The organism is Methylobacterium sp. GXF4, assembly GCF_000272495.1.
GTDB classification, from domain to species: Bacteria; Pseudomonadota; Alphaproteobacteria; order Rhizobiales; family Beijerinckiaceae; genus Methylobacterium; species Methylobacterium brachiatum.
In genome coordinates this window covers 34,358-50,570 of sequence record NZ_AKFK01000077.1, presented here as the reverse complement: position 1 = coordinate 50,570, position 16,213 = coordinate 34,358, and the positions used below count along the sequence as shown (strand labels likewise).

The 16,213-nt window shown below is 67.7% G+C and carries 14 protein-coding genes; 10 read left to right on the top strand and 4 right to left on the bottom strand.

Translation table 11 applies throughout. From position 1 onward, the window contains the following. The first annotated feature begins 178 nt into the window (after window positions 1–178). The 9 genes from urtA to WYO_RS21295 all read left to right on the top strand — a co-directional run bounded on the left by urtA (window position 179) and on the right by WYO_RS21295 (window position 9,125). Window positions 179–1,447, top strand: a complete 1,269-nt coding sequence (gene urtA / locus WYO_RS21335; RefSeq protein ID WP_007566368.1) for an urea ABC transporter substrate-binding protein — start codon at window positions 179–181, stop codon at window positions 1,445–1,447. A gap of 220 nt (window positions 1,448–1,667) precedes the next feature. Then, complete coding sequence (gene urtB / locus WYO_RS21330) at window positions 1,668–2,594, top strand: urea ABC transporter permease subunit UrtB (protein WP_007566366.1); 927 nt, start codon at window positions 1,668–1,670, stop codon at window positions 2,592–2,594. A 10-nt stretch (window positions 2,595–2,604) separates the two neighbouring features. After that, window positions 2,605–3,777: an urea ABC transporter permease subunit UrtC gene (gene urtC, locus WYO_RS21325; protein WP_007566364.1), complete on the top strand. Its 1,173-nt coding sequence runs from the start codon at window positions 2,605–2,607 to the stop codon at window positions 3,775–3,777. Window positions 3,778–3,784: 7 nt separating this feature from the next. Continuing rightward, window positions 3,785–4,570: an urea ABC transporter ATP-binding protein UrtD gene (gene urtD, locus WYO_RS21320; protein WP_007566362.1), complete on the top strand. Its 786-nt coding sequence runs from the start codon at window positions 3,785–3,787 to the stop codon at window positions 4,568–4,570. Window positions 4,571–4,572: 2 nt separating this feature from the next. Continuing rightward, window positions 4,573–5,337 carry an urea ABC transporter ATP-binding subunit UrtE gene (urtE, locus tag WYO_RS21315; RefSeq protein ID WP_007566361.1) on the top strand — a complete coding sequence of 255 codons (765 nt, stop codon included), beginning with the start codon at window positions 4,573–4,575 and terminating at the stop codon, window positions 5,335–5,337. A gap of 157 nt (window positions 5,338–5,494) precedes the next feature. After that, window positions 5,495–6,724 (top strand): formamidase, encoded by a 1,230-nt coding sequence (gene fmdA / locus WYO_RS21310; protein ID WP_007566359.1) that lies wholly within the window; start codon window positions 5,495–5,497, stop codon window positions 6,722–6,724. Window positions 6,725–6,882: 158 nt separating this feature from the next. Next, window positions 6,883–7,200, top strand: a complete 318-nt coding sequence (locus WYO_RS21305) for a zinc ribbon domain-containing protein (RefSeq protein WP_007566357.1) — start codon at window positions 6,883–6,885, stop codon at window positions 7,198–7,200. Between the two features lie 243 nt (window positions 7,201–7,443). Further along, window positions 7,444–8,499: an aliphatic amidase gene (locus WYO_RS21300; protein ID WP_007566355.1), complete on the top strand. Its 1,056-nt coding sequence runs from the start codon at window positions 7,444–7,446 to the stop codon at window positions 8,497–8,499. A gap of 56 nt (window positions 8,500–8,555) precedes the next feature. Then, window positions 8,556–9,125 (top strand): ATP-dependent Clp protease proteolytic subunit, encoded by a 570-nt coding sequence (locus tag WYO_RS21295; protein ID WP_007566353.1) that lies wholly within the window; start codon window positions 8,556–8,558, stop codon window positions 9,123–9,125. A 232-nt stretch (window positions 9,126–9,357) separates the two neighbouring features. Here the strand turns inward: WYO_RS21295 and WYO_RS21290 are convergent, their stop codons facing one another. Then, a complete protein-coding gene (locus WYO_RS21290; protein WP_007566351.1) occupies window positions 9,358–10,203 on the bottom strand; it encodes an oxidoreductase in 846 nt (281 codons plus the stop codon). A 19-nt stretch (window positions 10,204–10,222) separates the two neighbouring features. Continuing rightward, on the bottom strand, window positions 10,223–12,184 hold the full coding sequence (locus WYO_RS21285) for a hypothetical protein (RefSeq protein ID WP_007566348.1): 1,962 nt from the start codon (window positions 12,182–12,184) through the stop codon (window positions 10,223–10,225). Between the two features lie 430 nt (window positions 12,185–12,614). Between WYO_RS21285 and WYO_RS21280 the strand changes: the two genes are divergently transcribed. Further along, complete coding sequence (locus tag WYO_RS21280) at window positions 12,615–14,594, top strand: acyl CoA:acetate/3-ketoacid CoA transferase (RefSeq protein WP_007566346.1); 1,980 nt, start codon at window positions 12,615–12,617, stop codon at window positions 14,592–14,594. Window positions 14,595–14,807: 213 nt separating this feature from the next. On the opposite strand, the gene WYO_RS21275 is transcribed toward WYO_RS21280, so the two are convergent. Next, on the bottom strand, window positions 14,808–15,749 hold the full coding sequence (locus tag WYO_RS21275) for a glyoxylate/hydroxypyruvate reductase A (protein WP_007566345.1): 942 nt from the start codon (window positions 15,747–15,749) through the stop codon (window positions 14,808–14,810). Window positions 15,750–15,830: 81 nt separating this feature from the next. Further along, entirely contained in the window at window positions 15,831–16,121 is a 291-nt protein-coding gene (locus WYO_RS21270) for a hypothetical protein (RefSeq protein ID WP_007566343.1), read from the bottom strand. Window positions 16,122–16,213 lie beyond the last annotated feature (92 nt).

Sequence of the window (16,213 nt, the reverse complement as noted above, 5' to 3'; positions counted from 1 at the left end):
GCTCTCCGCCCTCGCTTCCAACGATCCCTCAGACTTCTGCGCCGCGATGGTGCGCCCGATGCAAGAGAACGGCCATACGCAAAACATCGTATAGGCCGTAGCGTAGCCGAAGACCTAGCCTGGACTGGTCGATCCGGGGCCGCCTCTCGAGGCCCGGACGCGAACCAGGGCAGGCACGATGGCTGACGACACCGAGACCGGCGCGACGAACGGCTTGCGCTCCCCGCTGCGGCGCAGGCTGCTGATGGGTCTGGCCGGCGCACCGGCCCTCGCCCTGATGCCCCGCGGCGCCTGGGCCGCCGCGCCCACCTCGGCGGTGAACACCACCGGGCTCGCCGTGACCGACACCGAGGTGACGGTCGGCATCCTGCACTCGGTCACCGGCACGATGGCGATCTCCGAGACCGGCGCCCAGGAGGCGGAGAAGCTCGCCATCGCCCAGATCAACGAGGCCGGCGGCGTGCTCGGCCGCAAGATCAAGATCATCCAGGAGGACGGCGCCTCCGACTGGCCGACCTTTGCCGAGAAGGCCAAGAAGCTGCTGGTCAACGACCATTGCGCCGCCGTGATGGGCTGCTGGACCTCGGCCTCGCGCAAGGCGGTGCTGCCGGTCTTCGAGCAGTATAACGGCCTCTTGTACTACCCGACCTTCTACGAGGGCCTGGAGCAGTCCAAGAACGTGTTCTACACCGGCCAGGAGGCGACGCAGCAGATCCTCGCCGGGCTCGACTGGGTCCACAAGGAGAAAGGCGGCGACAGCTTCTACTTCATCGGCTCGGACTACATCTGGCCGCGCACCTCGAACAAGATCGCCCGCAAGCACGTCGAGAACGTGCTCAAGGGCAAGGTGGTCGGCGAGGAATACTTCCCGCTCGGCCACACCCAGTTCAACTCGGTGATCAACAAGATCAAGCTGACCAAGCCGAAGGTGATCTTCACCGACGTGGTCGGCGGCTCGAACGTGGCGTTCTACAAGCAGCTGAAGGCGGCCGGCATCGACCTGTCGAAGCAGGTGCTGATGACGATCTCGGTCACCGAGGACGAGATCGACGGCATCGGCGGCGAGAACATCGCCGGCGCCTATGCCTGCATGAAATACTTCCAGTCGATCGACAACGAGAACAACAAGGCGTTCGTGGCCGCCTTCAAGAAGATGTGGGGCGAGAAGACGGTCATCGGCGACGTCACCCAGGCGGCCTATCTCGGTCCGTTCCTGTGGAAGATGGCCTGCGAGAAGGCCGGATCCTTCGACGTCGATAAGGTGGTCGCGGCCTCGCCGGGCCTGGAGTTCAAGGGCGCGCCGGAAGGCTACGTCAAGATCGACGAGAACCATCACCTCTGGTCGAAGACCCGGGTCGGCAAGGCCAAGCCCGACGGCCAGTTCGAGATCGTCTACACCAGCCCAGAGCTGATCAAGCCGGATCCGTTCCCGAAGGGCTACCAGTAGTCGGCGCCGGTCAGGCGCCACCAAGACGCAACCTCATCCTGAGGTGCAGGGCGATCCTCGATCGCCCTGCCTCGAAGGAGCCCTCCAGCACCCACCCAGAGTTCTGGAGCCCTCCTTCGAGGCCTCCGCTGCGCTGCGGCACCTCAGGATGAGGTGATGGGACCGGGATCACGGGCTTTCGCCGCGCGCGAACCGCCTCACGGATCGGAGACAGGCCAACATGTTGGGCGACTACTCCCTCGGCGACCTCGGCGCGATCTTCGCCATGCAGGGTTTTGCCGGCCTGATCCTGTTCTCGGTCTACCTGCTGATGGCGCTGGGGCTGGCAATCATCTTCGGGCAGATGGGCGTGATCAACATGGCCCACGGGGAGTTCATGATCCTCGGGGCCTACGTCACCTATCTCTGCTCGGCCTTCTGCCAGAGCTACCTGCCGGCCCTGTTCCCGGTCTACTTCTTCGTCGCGATGGGGCTGGCGTTCCTCGCCTCCGGGGCGCTCGGCATGCTGGTGGAGTGGAGCCTGATCCGGTTCCTCTACAAGCGCCCCCTCGACACCCTGCTCGCCACCTGGGGCCTGTCGCTGATCCTGCAGCAAGCCTACCGGTCGATCTTCGGGGCCCGCGAGGTCGGCGTCGAATTGCCGTCCTGGCTGATCGGCTCGGTGCAGGTCACCGACACGATCGAGATCCCGGTCAACGGCCTGTTCGTCATGGCGGTGACCATCCTGATCACCGTGAGCGTGGCCCTGCTGATCTTCCGCTCGCGCTTCGGCCAGCAGGTCCGGGCCGTGATGGCGAACCGGGCCATGGCCGGCGCTGTCGGCATCGATACCGAGAAGGTCGACCGCTACACGTTCGGCCTCGGCTGCGGCATCGCGGGCGTCGCCGGCTCGGCCTTCACGATGATCGGCTCGACGGGGCCGACCTCCGGCCAGCTCTACATCGTCGACACCTTCCTGATCGTCGTGTTCGGCGGCGCCGCGAGCCTCTTGGGCACCATCGCGTCGGCCTTCTCGATCTCCCAGACCCAGTCGACCCTGGAGTTCTTCCTCTCCGGCTCGATGGCCAAGGTGATCACCCTGCTCGCGGTGGTCGGCATCCTGATGTTGCGGCCGCAGGGCCTCTTCACCCTCAAGGTCCGGCGCTGAGGATTTCCCGATGACCAATCCGGTCCAGACCCTGACCAAGTCGGTCACCGTCAACGACAACCCGTTCATGAAACCGGTGGAGTGGCTGAGTCTGCTCCTGTTGGCCGGGGTGATCCTGGTGGTCCTGCCGCTGGCCCTCGACGGGTTCCGCCTCAACCTCGTCGGCAAGTACCTGACCTACGCCTTCGTGGCCCTCGGGCTCGTCATCTGCTGGGGCTATGCCGGCATCCTGTCGCTCGGCCAGGGCGTGTTCTTCGGCCTCGGCGGGTACTGCATGGCCATGTACCTGAAGCTCGAAGCGTCGAGTGTCGAAAACACGAAAATCCAGTCGACGCCGGGCATCCCGGACTTCATGGACTGGAACCAGATCACCGCCCTCCCCTGGTTCTGGCAGCCGTTCAAGAGCCTGCCGCTGACCCTGATCCTGGTGGTGGCGGTCCCGGTCCTGTTCGCGCTGGTCATCTCCTACGCGATGTTCAAGCGCCGGGTCGGCGGCACCTATTTCGCGATCATCACCCAGGCGATCGCCGCGATCCTGACGATCCTGATCGTCGGCCAGCAGGGCTATACCGGCGGCATCAACGGCATCACGGATCTGCGCACCCTCCACGGCTGGGACATCCGCACCGACCACGCCAAGGTGATCCTGTATTTCGTCAACGGCGGCCTGCTCATCGCCTGCATCCTGGCGGCGCAATACGTGAAGAAGTCGAAGCTCGGCCGGATCCTGGTCGCCATGCGCGACAAGGAGGACCGGGTCCGGTTCTCGGGCTACTCGGTGGCCGGCTTCAAGGTCTTCGCCTTCTGCCTGGCGGCCGGCTTCGCGGCGATCGGCGGGGCGATGTTCACCCTCCAGGTCGGGTTCATGTCCCCGTCCTTCGTGGGCATCGTGCCCTCGATCGAGATGGTGATCTACGCCGCCGTCGGCGGGCGCCTGTCCCTGTTCGGCGCGGTCTGGGGCACGCTCTTGGTCAACTGGGCCAAGACCAGCTTCTCCGAGAGCTTTCCCGATCTCTGGCTGTTCGGCCTCGGCGCCCTGTTCATCGCGGTGGTGCTCGCCTTCCCGAACGGTCTCGCCGGCATCTGGCGCGAGCAGATCGAGCCCCGCCTGACCCGCCGGGTGAAGGGCCTGCGCGCGCCCCCGTCCGCCATCGCCCCGCCCCATAGCGCCCCGGCCGAGTGAGGATGTCATGAACGCCGCGATCCTCTCCTCCCCCGTGGTCGGCGCCGAGGCGGCTCCGCCCGACTACCTCCTCGCCGTCGAGGCGCTGACCGTCTCGTTCGACGGCTTCAAGGCGGTCAACGACGTCTCGTTCTACGTCGACCCCGACGAGATCCGGGTGATCATCGGCCCGAACGGCGCCGGCAAGACCACCGTGCTCGACCTGATCTGCGGGCGCACCCGGGCCAGCGCCGGATCGATCAAGTACAAGGGCCAGGAGCTGACCAAGCTCACCGAGAGCGCGATCGTGCAGGCCGGGGTCGGCCGCAAGTTCCAGACGCCGTCGATCTACGACGACCTGACGGTGTTCGAGAACCTGGAGATCTCGTTCCCCCGCGGGCGCTCGGTGTTCGGCGCCCTGACCTTCAAGCGCGACGCCGAGGTCCGCGACCGGATCCACGATATCGCGCAGACGATCTTCCTAAAGGACCAGCTCAAGGAGCGGGCCGAGTTCCTGAGCCACGGCCAGAAGCAGTGGCTCGAGATCGGCATGCTGCTGATCCAGGATCCGGAGCTGCTGATGCTCGACGAGCCGGTGGCCGGGATGAGCGTCGGCGAGCGGATCAAGACCGCCGAGCTGCTCAACCAGATCATCAAGGGCCGCTCGGTGCTGGTGATCGAGCACGACATGAAGTTCGTCGAGGACATCGCCCACCGGGTCACCGTGCTCCACCAGGGCAAGGTCCTCTCCGAAGGGTCGATGGAGCGGGTCAAGAACGACCCGAAGGTCATCGAAGTGTATTTGGGACATTGACGATGGCGTCGCTCCAGACCGCGCACCCGCCCCTCGCCAAGGCGCCCCCGCGCGTCGCGATCCCGGACGTGGCCCCGGCCCTCGACGTCCACGACCTGCATGCCGCCTACGGCCAGAGCGAGGTCCTGCACGGGCTGACCTTCTCGGTGGCGCCCGGCGAGATCGTCGCCGTGATGGGCCGCAACGGCATGGGCAAGACCACGCTGATGAAGACCCTGATGGGCCTCGTGCCGGTCAAGTCCGGGGCGATCCGGGTCGAAGGCGAGGCGGTGGCCGGGCTCAAGAGCCATGCCCGGGTCGCCAAGGGCCTCGCCTACGTGCCGCAGGGCCGCATGATCTTCTCGACCATGACGGTCCAGGAGAACATCGAGACCGGCCTGACGGTCACCGGCGCCCGCAAGGTGCCGCAGGACCTCTACGACATGTTCCCGGTCCTGCTCGAGATGAAGGGCCGGCGCGGCGGCAACCTGTCGGGCGGCCAGCAGCAGCAGCTCGCCATCGCCCGGGCGCTCGCCAGCCGCCCGAAGGTGCTGCTGCTGGACGAGCCCACGGAGGGCATCCAGCCCTCGATCATCCGCGAGATGGGCCGGACCCTGAAGAAGATCCGCGACGACCGCGGCCTCTCCATCGTGGTCTCCGAGCAGGTTTTGAGCTTCGCCCTCGACGTCGCCGACCGGGTGATCGTGATGGAGAACGGCGCCATCGTCCATGAGGCGCCCCGCGCCGGGATCGACGAGGCGGCCGTCGCCCGGTTCCTGTCGGTGTGAGGATCCGCCGGCTTCGGCGCCAGCGAAGGCAATGCCCGGTCCCGGATCGGACGCGGGTCCCCTCTCCTGAGGGAGAGGGGGCATGTCGCGCCGGACAATCCCGTGCGGCCGTCCGTGAAGACTTGGCAATCAAGATCGCAGCAGGGAGTAATAAAAAATGCCCGAGACGCTGATCAAGGTCGATCTGACGCAATCGGCCTACGACAACGACATGGTGCACAACCGCTGGCACCCGGACATCCCGATGGTCGCCTATGTAAAGCCAGGCGCCGACTTCATCGTCGAGACCTACGACTGGACCGGCGGCTTCATCAAGAACAACGATTCCGCCGACGACGTGCGCGACATCGACCTGTCGATCGTGCACTTCCTCTCCGGCCCGATCGGGGTCGAGGGCGCCGAGCCCGGCGACCTGCTGGTGGTCGACCTGCTCGATATCGGCGCCAAGCCCGAGAGCCAGTGGGGCTTCAACGGCTTCTTCTCCAAGAAGAACGGCGGCGGCTTCCTCGACGAGCACTTTCCGCAGGCCCAGAAGTCGATCTGGGATTTCGAGGGGATGTTCACCAAGTCCCGCCACGTGCCGGGCGTGCGCTTCCCCGGCCTGATCCATCCCGGCCTGATCGGCTGCCTGCCCGATCCGAAAATGCTGGAGACCTGGAACACCCGCGAGAAGGCGCTCTACGACACCAACCCCGAGCGCGTGCCGGCGCTCGCTACCCTCCCCTTCGGACCGACCGCCCATATGGGCCGCCTGACGGGCGAGGCGAAGGACGCCGCCGCCGCCACCGGCGCCCGCACGGTCCCGCCCCGGGAGCATGGCGGCAATTGCGACATCAAGGATCTGTCGCGCGGCTCGAAGATCTACTTCCCGGTCTACGTGCCCGGCGCCGGGCTCTCGATGGGCGACCTGCATTTCAGCCAAGGCGACGGCGAGATCACCTTCTGCGGCGCCATCGAGATGGCCGGCTGGGTCCATCTCAAGGTCGAGCTGATCAAGGACGGCATGGCCAAGTACGGGATCAAGAATCCCATCTTCAAGCCGTCGCCGATCACGCCGAAATTCGACGATCATCTGATCTTCGAAGGCATCTCGGTCGATGAGCACGGCGGCCAGCACTACCTCGACGTGCACATCGCCTACCGGCAGGCCTGCCTCAACGCGATCGAGTACCTGAAGAAGTTCGGCTATTCGGGCGCGCAGGCCTACTCGATCCTCGGCACGGCGCCGGTCCAGGGGCACATCTCCGGGGTGGTCGACATCCCGAACGCCTGCGCGACCCTGTGGATTCCCACCAAGATCTTCGAGTTCGACATCAATCCCGGTGCCGACGGACCGACCAAGTTCCTCGACGGCTCGATCCAGATGCCGCTCTCGCCGGATCTCTGATCTGCCGCCGGTCACGGACGCGACCTGCCCCCTCTCCCGTGCGGGAGAGGGTTGGGGTGAGGGGTCAGGTCCATCCGGAGAGGTCGCATCCCTCACCCTGTCCCTCTCCCGCATGGGAGAGGGAACCCGCGCCCTTACATTTCGCCGGGAGCCTCGAAATGCCCGTCTACGATTACGCCTGCACGGCCTGCGGGCCGTTCACCGCCATGCGGCCGATGGCGGAGTTCAAGGATCCGCACGCCTGCCCGGATTGCGGGGAGGCCTGCCAGCGGGCCTTCCTCACCGCGCCGCGGATCTCCGGCATGGATGCCGGGCTCAAGGCCGCCCACGCCACCAACGAGCGCAGCCGCCACGCGCCGCGACGCTCCTCCGGCCATGGCGCCGGCTGCGGCTGCTGCGCGCCGAAGAAGACGAATGCGGCCCCGGCCGCGGCTAAGAGTTTTCCGAGCGCACGGCCCTGGATGATCAGCCACTGAGCTCACGCGAACAGCCCTCCCCTCCGCGGGGGCGGGCGATCACATCCGAACGTCCACCGTGTCATCCCGGGGCCGCGCAGCGGAGCCCGGGATCCAGAGCCGCCGCCGGCGCCCGATCCTGCCGCTGCTGCGCGTCTGGATTCCGGGCTCGCCTCCGGCGCCCCAGAATGACGGTGCGCTTATCGAACGCCGATCTGCATCGCCTCCGAAGAAGATCCATCGAAACCCGGAGTAACCCCCGCCATGATGCACGGAGACATCTCGTCCAGCCAGGACAGCGTCGGCGTCGCCGTCGTCAACTACAAGATGCCGCGTCTCCACACCCGCGCCGAGGTGCTCGAGAACGCCAAGGCGATCGGCAAGATGATCATCGGCATGAAGACCGGCCTGCCCGGTCTCGACCTGGTGATCTTCCCCGAATACTCGACCCACGGCATCATGTACGACGCCGCCGAGATGTACGAGACCGCCTCCTCGGTGCCGGGCGCGGAGACCGAGGTGTTCGCCGCCGCCTGCCGGGAGGCCAAGGTCTGGGGCGTGTTCTCGCTCACCGGCGAGCGCCACGAGGAGCACCCGAACAAGGCGCCCTACAACACCCTGATCCTGATGAACGACCAGGGCGAGATCGTTCAGAAGTACCGCAAGATCATGCCCTGGACCCCGATCGAGGGCTGGTATCCGGGCGACCGCACTTACGTCTCGGACGGGCCGAAGGGCCTGAAGATCAGCCTGATCATCTGCGACGACGGCAATTACCCGGAGATCTGGCGCGACTGCGCCATGCGGGGCGCCGAGCTGATCATCCGCTGCCAGGGCTACATGTACCCGGCCAAAGAACAGCAGATCGTCATCTCGAAGGCGATGGCGTTCGCCAACAACACCTACGTGGCGGTGTCGAACGCCGCCGGGTTCGACGGCGTCTACACCTATTTCGGCCATTCCGCGATCATCGGCTTCGACGGGCGGACGCTCGGCGAGTGCGGCGAGGAGGAGATGGGCATCCAGTACGCGGCGCTCTCGAAGTTCCTGATCCGGGATTTCCGCGCCCACGGCCAGTCCGAGAACCACCTCTTCAAGCTGCTGCACCGCGGCTACACCGGCATGATCAACTCGAAGGAGAACCGGCACGGGATGTCGGAATGCCCCTACGAGTTCTACCGGCGCTGGATCGAGGATCCCGACGGAACCCGCGACGCCGTTCGGGCCATTACCCGCCAGAGCGTCGGCACCGAGGAATGCCCGATCGAGGGCATCCCGTTCGTCGGCAAGGGCCAGGGCGCGCCAGACCCGGTCCGCTGATTTCCCCCGGCCCGCTCCCGTCTTCGGGGCGGGCCGGCGCAACGCCCAGGACCCCCATGGACACGACGCCCCTCGACCCGACCGCGTTCCGCAGCCCCGCCGTGCTGCTGTCCGGCCCGGTCGATTACGACATGTACAAGGAGTTCCGCCGCCAATTCGCCGCGGCCGCCGAGCGTGACCTCGTCGTGATCGAGCTCTCGACGCTGGGCGGCGACCCGGAGGTCGCCCGGATGATGGGCGAGGATATCCGCTACCACACCGAGACGAGCCCGGAGCGCCGCTTCGTCTTCCTGGGCAAGGCCGCGATCTACTCGGCCGGCACCACCTTCATGAGCTTCTTCGCCCGGCCGAACCGCTACCTCACCCGGGGCACCCGGCTAATGATCCACGAGCGCAAGATGAACAAGCAGCTCCAGGTCCAGGGCCCGCTGACCACCTGCATCGCCTCCGTGAAGGCAACCCTGCACGAGATCGAGTGCTCGATCGTGATCCAGAACGAGGGCTTCGCGAACCTCATCCAGGGCTCGGACGTGAGCCTCGACGAGGTCTTGGAGAAGGCGCCCGCGAATTGGTATCTGGAGGCGCAGGAGGCGAAGCGGCGCGGCCTGATCGAGGCGGTGATCTGAGATATCTTGTCCGCGATCGCGTCCCGGATGCGAATTCGGCCAGCAAGACGGAAGTCCACAGCCCACACGGTCATTGCGAGCGCAGCGCAGCAAGCCAGGGACGCGCCAGGTTCAAGAATCGCGCGCTGCCTTGGGTCGCTTCGCTGTGCGCGCGATGATGTCTCGGGACGAGCCATCCGTCCCGGGGCCGTATCGATCTTCCGACAACCGCGATGGTGCGGTCGCGGCTAACTCACCCCTCCGGGTAATCCGCCCCCGAGCTGGTCTCGCGCCAGGCCTCGATCTCGGCCAGGCGCTGCTTCAGCCGGCTCGTGACCGCCTCGTAGCCCCAGGCGCCGAGCACGAGGTGGCGCGGCGGGTTGGCGAGTTCGGTCACCCGGATCATCGCCTCGCCGGCGCGGACCGGATCGCCGGCCTGGGTGCCGCTCTTCTCCGCCGTGGCCTTGAGGCGGGCCCCGGCGGTCTCGGCATAGTCGGGGATCGTGCTGGGCGTCTGGATCAGGGACCGGCCGGCCCAGTCGGTGCGGAACGGCCCTGGCTCGATGCAGGTGACCTTGATGCCGAGCGGCCCGGCCTCGGCCGCCAGCGCGTCGGAAAAGCCCTCCACGGCGTGCTTGGTCGCCGCGTAGTAGCCGGAGGCCGGGAAGCCGACCAAGCCGGCCACCGAGGTCACGTTGAGGACATAGCCGGCGCGCTGCGCCCGCATCAGGGGCAGCACGGCGCGGGTCAGCGCGAACAGGCCGAACACGTTGGCATCGAACTGGGCGCGGATCTTGTCCTCCTCGCCCTCCTCGACCGAGGATTGGTAGCCGTAGCCGGCATTGTTCACCAGCACGTCGATCCGCCCGAACTGTTTCGACGTTTCGCTCACCGCCTGGGCGATCTGGCTCGCATCCGTGACATCCAGCGCCAGGGCCAGCACCCGGTCGGTCGCGCCCTCCGCCAGGTCGGCGACCTTGGCCCGATCCCGGGCCGTCACCAACGCCCGCCAGCCCCGGGCGATGACCAGCTTGGCGAGCTCCCGGCCGAAGCCCGTGGAGCAGCCCGTGATGAACCAGACCGGTTGGGTGTTTGGCATGGGATCCGTTCCGTCGTGATCAGGGCGTCGCCGCCGGCTCGGTCAGCGTATCGATCGACAGCAGGTAGGCAATCAGCGCATCCTGGTCCCGGCGCGAGACGCCGGTGCCGGCATCCGCCCAGTAGGCGTGCCCCTCGCCGGTAACGCGCGCGATCCGCGCCGTATCCGAGGCTTTGTTCGCAGCGACGACCTTTGCCCGCAGGTCCCGGTCGACCAGACTGCGCAGGCTATTCGACGGATCGGGGGCGATACCGCGCGCGAGCGTGCCCGGAACGCCGAGCTGAGTCGCCGGATCGGGGCCGACCGCGATCCCGGAATCGTGCAGGTAGGGGGCCGTCCAGGCGAGGCCCACGAGGTTCGGAACCTTGTAGCCGCCATCGGTTCCCCCCTGCCCCCAGGCGAGCTGGACCTGGGCGAGCGTGTCGCCCGCGAGCGGCACCGGGACGATCACCGGGTCGGCGGGCAGCGGGAACGGCGTGTCGGTGGCGAACAGGCTGGGGGCCGAGAGGCGGGCCTCCATCTTGGCGCCGGCCCTGGCCCGGGTCGGCTCGGTGCCGATCTCGGCCGCCGGAATGATCCGGTGGTTGGTGAGCGCCGGCCCGGAATGGCAGCCGCCGCAGCCGGCTTTCTCGAACACCGCGCGTCCGGCCTGCACCGTGGCGGAATCCCGCTTGGCAGCCGGCGGGTGGAGCAGATTCTGGAACGCCGACATGGCGTTGTTGGCGTGGTTGACCGGCTCCCCGGGCACCGAGGTGAACAGGCCGTTGTCGGTCACGTAGTTGGTCGCCGGATAGGTCGGCAGCACCGCGTAGCTGTTGAGCCCCGGCGCGGCCGGCGTGGGGTCGACGCTGCGCAGCACCTCCGAGGGCGTCCAGGACCCGCCGGGCCGGTACCGGAAGGATTCGGTCGCCGCCCCGCGCAGGACGATGCCGAGATAGGTCTCCGCATCCATGCCGAACAGCCAGGGCGCGGCGGCGGCGAGCTGGGTCGTATCGGAATTGGCGGCGTGGACGTTGTTGTTGAGCGAGGACAGGCCCGCGAACGGCCCGATCGCCTCGCGCCCGCTCCAGCTATAAGGCTCACCGTGGGCCGAAAAACTCGATGGGATCGAGGTCGGGTTGGTCACCCGGTCGGCGGAGGAATCGAAGCTGCCCGGCGGCCAGCTCGCCACCTGGACCTTGGTGGCGGCCTCGACCGCCTCGGCGTTCGGCAGGCCCGGCCCGGTGCCGGTGGAGCCGGTATGCTCGGGCTCGGCCGCCGGCTTGGCGTCGGCCTCCGGCACGCTGGCATGCATGAAGTAGGCGGAGGAATTCTTGGCCAGCGCCATCAGCAGCCCGGCATTGAGATCGGTGTTGGGTGCCCCCTCCACGACCTTGCCGGTCCCGGGATCGACCGCGGCGTGGCACAGGGCGCAGGTGATGCCCATGCGCAGGTGGCCCCGGTCGGAGAAGGTCTTGATCCCGACGATGAAGGCGCCGCCCTTCGGCACGTCGAGACCGGTCGGGACCAGCTCGCCCGTACGGTAGGTCCGCTCGCCGATGCGGACGTCGCGGGCCAGGGCGACCTGGAGGTTGGTGGTGCCCTGCCCGCCGAGCTTGGCCACCGCCAAGGCCACCTGGGTGGGGGTCAGCCCGCCGTCCAGCATACCCATCACGTCGGTGAGGAAGACCTCATTGCCGAACGTCTCCTGGTAGAAGGCCTGCCGCCCGCGCTCGACCATGGCGGGATCGATCGCCACCGCGCCGCTCGCCGCCGAGAGCTCCTTGCGACCCGCCTCGGTGGCGTTCAGCCGATCCGCTTCCGCGCGCGAGACCCGGCGCCCGAGGACGTCGAAGGCGGTCTGGATCGGGTAGCGGTCCGGGTTGAGCAGGTCCGCCCGGTCCGGCATCGGCGCGTAGCTGAACCGGCCGAGGCCGAGCGTGGCACCGGCCGCGACGGTCGCGAGGCCGGCGGTGACGAGGATGCGGCGGGACCAACCCATGGATCGTCTTCGATAGCCTCGGCCCGCCACCCGGCAGGCATGCGGGGATCGGCGGCCGGCGATCAACGGCGATTCGCCGCCGAGGTTCACGCCGTCGGCCGGGACCGGCTGTCACGGTTTCGACAGTGGGCGACGGGGGCCGGATACGCGTTGGCCTTATCCAGCGCGGCCGCGCAATTTTTCTGACCTCACGCCAAAGACTTTTTCAGCAGCATTGTCGGCTGATTATGCGTTAGCATGGTGTAGCCGACCTGCATTGACTGCAATGCCGCAAATCTTTGCTGCAGCGCACCCGCGATGACAGGCGAAACGTCGCTGATCGGGCAGCTGGAATTATTCCAGCGCCGGGCGGCCGGCCGATAACAGGTTCGGGGACGGCCGGCGCCGAGGCCGGCCGGACATCCAGGCCGGAGGGAGGATCGTGGGCTTCATGAGGAAGAACAAGGTCATCACGGCGGACGAGGCGATCGCGCTGATCCGCGTGAACGACGTCGTGACCACCACGGGCTTCGTCCAGAGCTGCATCCCGGAGGCGCTGCACGCCGCCCTGGAGAAGCGCTTCGTCGAGACCGGATCGCCCCGCGGCCTGACCCTGATCATGACCGCGGGCGCGGGCGACAGCAAAGGCCTGGGCACCGGCCGCCTGCATCACGACGGCCTGCTCGCGCGGGTGATCGCCGCCAATTTCGGCCGGATGCCGAAGGTCGCGCAGGCCGCGCAGAACAATCTGATCCGCGGCTACAACCTGCCCCAGGGGGTGATCTCGCAGCTCTACCGGGCCTGCGCCGCAGGCCAGCCCGGCCTGTTCTCGAAGGTGGGGCTGCAGACCTATGTCGACCCGCGCCACGGCGGCGCCAAGGTCAACACCCTGACCACGGAGGACATCGTCAAGCTGGTCGAGGTCGATGGCGAGGAGTGGCTGTTCTACACCGCCACCAAGATCGACGTCGCCTTCATCCGCGCCACCTCGGCCGACCCGTCGGGCAACCTGTCCTACGAGAAGGAGGCCCTGACCCTGGATTGCCTGGCCCAGGCCATGGCGGCCCGCAACAACGGCGGCATCGTCATCGCCCAGGTCGAGCGCATCGTCGACGACGGCTACCTGCTGCCCAAGGACGTGCGCGTCCCCGGCATCCTGGTCGACTGCGTGGTGGTTGCCGAGCCGGAGATGCACCGGATGAATTACGGCGTCATGCACGACGCCGCTCTGGCCGGCGAGATCCGCGTCCCCGTCACAGGCATCAAGCGGATGCCGCTCAACGAGCGCAAGATCATCGCCCGCCGGGCCGCCTTCGAGCTGCCGCCGAACGGTGTGGTCAATCTTGGGGTCGGTGCGCCGGAGGGCATCTCGTCGGTCGCCAACGAGGAGAAGATCACCCCCTACATCACGCTCACCACCGAGGCGGGTGCGGTCGGCGGGGTGCTGGCCTCGGGATCGAGTTTCGGCGCGGCGACCAACGCCGACTGCATCATCGACCAGAATCAGATGTTCGACTTCTACGATGGCGGCGGGCTCGACATGACCTGCCTCGGCATGGCCGAGTGCGACGCGGCCGGCAACGTGAACACCTCGAAGTTCGGCGGCAAGCTCAACGGCTGCGGCGGCTTCATCAACATCTCGCAGAACGCCCGCACCGTGGTGTTCGCCGGCACCTTCACGGCGGGCGGACTGGAGATCGCCGTCGATGACGGTGTGGTCCGGATCGTGAGCGAGGGCCGCTCGCGCAAGTTCGTGACCCAGGTCCAGCAGAACACCTTCTCGGGGCCCTACGCGGTCGAGCGGGCGCAACCGGTCCTCTACGTGACCGAGCGCTGCGTCTTCCAGCTCACCGCCGACGGGCTGGAGCTGATCGAGGTGGCGCCGGGCATCGACATCGAGCGCGACATCCTCGCCCACATGGATTTCAAGCCGGTGGTGCGCAATCCGGTGCCGATGGACCCGCGCATCTTCCGCGACGAACCGATGGAGCTGCTCTCCGATCTGCTCAATCTCGATCTGGCCTCGCGCATCAGCTACGACGGCGAGCGCAACATCCTCTTCATCAACCTCGAAGGCTGGTATTGCCGGGTGAAGAGCGACATGGACGAGCTGCGCATGACCATCGTCGGGGCCTGCCGCAAGGCCGGCCAGCGGGTCAACGCCGTGATCAACCATGACGGCTTCCGGCTTAACGAGAACCTGATCGACGATTATGCCGGGATGATCCAGTATCTCCAGGCGAATTACTACGCGACCACGACCCGCTACGTGACGAGCGCGTTCCTGCGCCTGAAGATGGAGGAGGCGCTGACCAAGCGCGGCGTCGCCCCCCACGTGTTCGAGCGCAAGGAGGAGGCCCAGGCCTTCCTCGGCAGCACCGACAAGAAGGCGCGCAAGCGGATCTCCCCGGCGGTCGCCTCGGCGGCTTAGGGCATCGAGGCGTCAGCATCTTGATCGAAGCCTCTGTCTGATCCCACCTCCTCCATTCCACCCCCCTCATCCTGAGGTGACGGAGCGCAGCGGAGTCCTCGAAGGAGGCCTCCAGGGATCGCGCGGCTGCTGGAGGGCTCCTTCGAGGCTTGCGCTACACGCAAGCTCCTCAGGATGAGGTCGAGGGGTGGATGCTCGCTCGCCAAACAGTCCCTAATACCCCCGCCCGGCATCGACGCCCTGCGGCGGCTGGCCGGTGCTACGGTACTCGCGCAGGTTGGCCGCAACCGTGGCGGCAGCCGAATCCATGTCGGTCGGGCCGGAGATGTGCGGCAGCACGGTCACGCCCGGATGGGTCCAGAGCGGCGACTCGGCCGGCAGAGGCTCGACATCGAACACGTCGAGCACGGCATGCGACAGGTGGCCGGCATCGAGCGCCGCGATCAGGTCCGCGGTCACCACGATCGGGCCCCGGGCGAAGTTGATCAGCGCCGCTCCGGGCTTGAGCGCCGCGAGCCGGTCGGCATTCACGAGGCCGCGGGTCTCGGAGGTGAGCGGCACGAGGCAGACGAGGATGTCGCAGCGCCCGAGCATCGGCGCGAGGCCGTCCGCCCCGTGGACGGTCTCGATCCCCGCGATGGTCTTCGGCGTCCGGCTCCAGCCGGTGACGGAGAACCCCGCCCCGGTCAGCCGCTCCGCCGCCGCGGTGCCGAGCGCCCCGAGGCCGAGCAGGCCGACCACCGTGTCGGCGGGCTTGCGATAGGGATGCGGCTTCCAGACCCGGTCGCGCTGCTGGCGGGCATAGGCCGGCATGTCGCGCTGAAGGTAGGTGGTCCAGGCCAGCACCGCCTCGGCCATGGCGCGGGCCATCTCGCGGTCGACCAGACGGACGATCGGCAGCGGCCGGTCGAAGGCGCCAACGAGCTTTTCGACGCCGGCCCACAGGCTCTGCACCCAGACGAGACTCGGCAGGGCGGCGACCTCGGCGGGATCGGGATTTGCCACGATGGCGACCTGCGCCTGGGCGCGCTCGGCCTCGTTCATGGTGCGGAACGGGACGAGCCGCTCACCGGGCAACGCCGCCGAGAGGATCTGCAGGTAATCCGCCTCCTGGGCCGGGCCCTTGCACCCGACCAGCGCGACAACCTCCGCCATCCTCGAACTCCGTACGCGCCCCGGGTCACGCCCGCTCAGGGCGATGCAGACGCTGTGCCGGCTCGCGACGGTTTCGCCAAGTCAGCGCGCCTCGACGAGGGCCGGGTAGACGAGGCGGACGTTGCGCCGATCCTCGGGGATCGCGGTCGCGGCGCGCCTGCGCAGGCTGCCGGTGGTGGCTGGCACCGCCACCTCGGTGGGCCGCAGGCGCCAGCGCTCGGCGCTCGCCATCGGGACCGGCGGCTTCGGACGCTCGAGATGCCGGTCCGCGCCCTCGGTGGGTACGGTGGCGAGCCCGGCCAGGGTGATGACCGCGAGGAGGCCGTAGCGATACCGTCGCGACGGTCGGGAGCGCAGTGAGGGGGAGGACATGGCAGAGAACCCGCGTGGACACGCTCGTTCTGCCTGCCGGGGATGAAGACGGGATCGAACCGAATCGATTCCCAACCCGTTCCCAACACCTG

Excerpts from the sequence above, each read along its gene's own strand:
- urtE (WP_007566361.1), top strand. The coding sequence starts at position 4,573 with ATGGCGTCGCTCCAGACCGCGCACCCGCCCCTCGCCAAGGCGCCCCCG.
- WYO_RS21275 (WP_007566345.1), bottom strand. The coding sequence starts at position 15,749 with ATGGCGGAGGTTGTCGCGCTGGTCGGGTGCAAGGGCCCGGCCCAGGAG.
- WYO_RS21305 (WP_007566357.1), top strand. The coding sequence starts at position 6,883 with ATGCCCGTCTACGATTACGCCTGCACGGCCTGCGGGCCGTTCACCGCC.
- urtC (WP_007566364.1), top strand. The coding sequence starts at position 2,605 with ATGACCAATCCGGTCCAGACCCTGACCAAGTCGGTCACCGTCAACGAC.
- urtB (WP_007566366.1), top strand. The coding sequence starts at position 1,668 with ATGTTGGGCGACTACTCCCTCGGCGACCTCGGCGCGATCTTCGCCATG.
- WYO_RS21290 (WP_007566351.1), bottom strand. The coding sequence starts at position 10,203 with ATGCCAAACACCCAACCGGTCTGGTTCATCACGGGCTGCTCCACGGGC.
- WYO_RS21270 (WP_007566343.1), bottom strand. The coding sequence starts at position 16,121 with ATGTCCTCCCCCTCACTGCGCTCCCGACCGTCGCGACGGTATCGCTAC.
- WYO_RS21285 (WP_007566348.1), bottom strand. The coding sequence starts at position 12,184 with ATGGGTTGGTCCCGCCGCATCCTCGTCACCGCCGGCCTCGCGACCGTC.
- WYO_RS21300 (WP_007566355.1), top strand. The coding sequence starts at position 7,444 with ATGATGCACGGAGACATCTCGTCCAGCCAGGACAGCGTCGGCGTCGCC.
- WYO_RS21280 (WP_007566346.1), top strand. The coding sequence starts at position 12,615 with ATGAGGAAGAACAAGGTCATCACGGCGGACGAGGCGATCGCGCTGATC.
- urtD (WP_007566362.1), top strand. The coding sequence starts at position 3,785 with ATGAACGCCGCGATCCTCTCCTCCCCCGTGGTCGGCGCCGAGGCGGCT.
- fmdA (WP_007566359.1), top strand. The coding sequence starts at position 5,495 with ATGCCCGAGACGCTGATCAAGGTCGATCTGACGCAATCGGCCTACGAC.
- WYO_RS21295 (WP_007566353.1), top strand. The coding sequence starts at position 8,556 with ATGGACACGACGCCCCTCGACCCGACCGCGTTCCGCAGCCCCGCCGTG.
- urtA (WP_007566368.1), top strand. The coding sequence starts at position 179 with ATGGCTGACGACACCGAGACCGGCGCGACGAACGGCTTGCGCTCCCCG.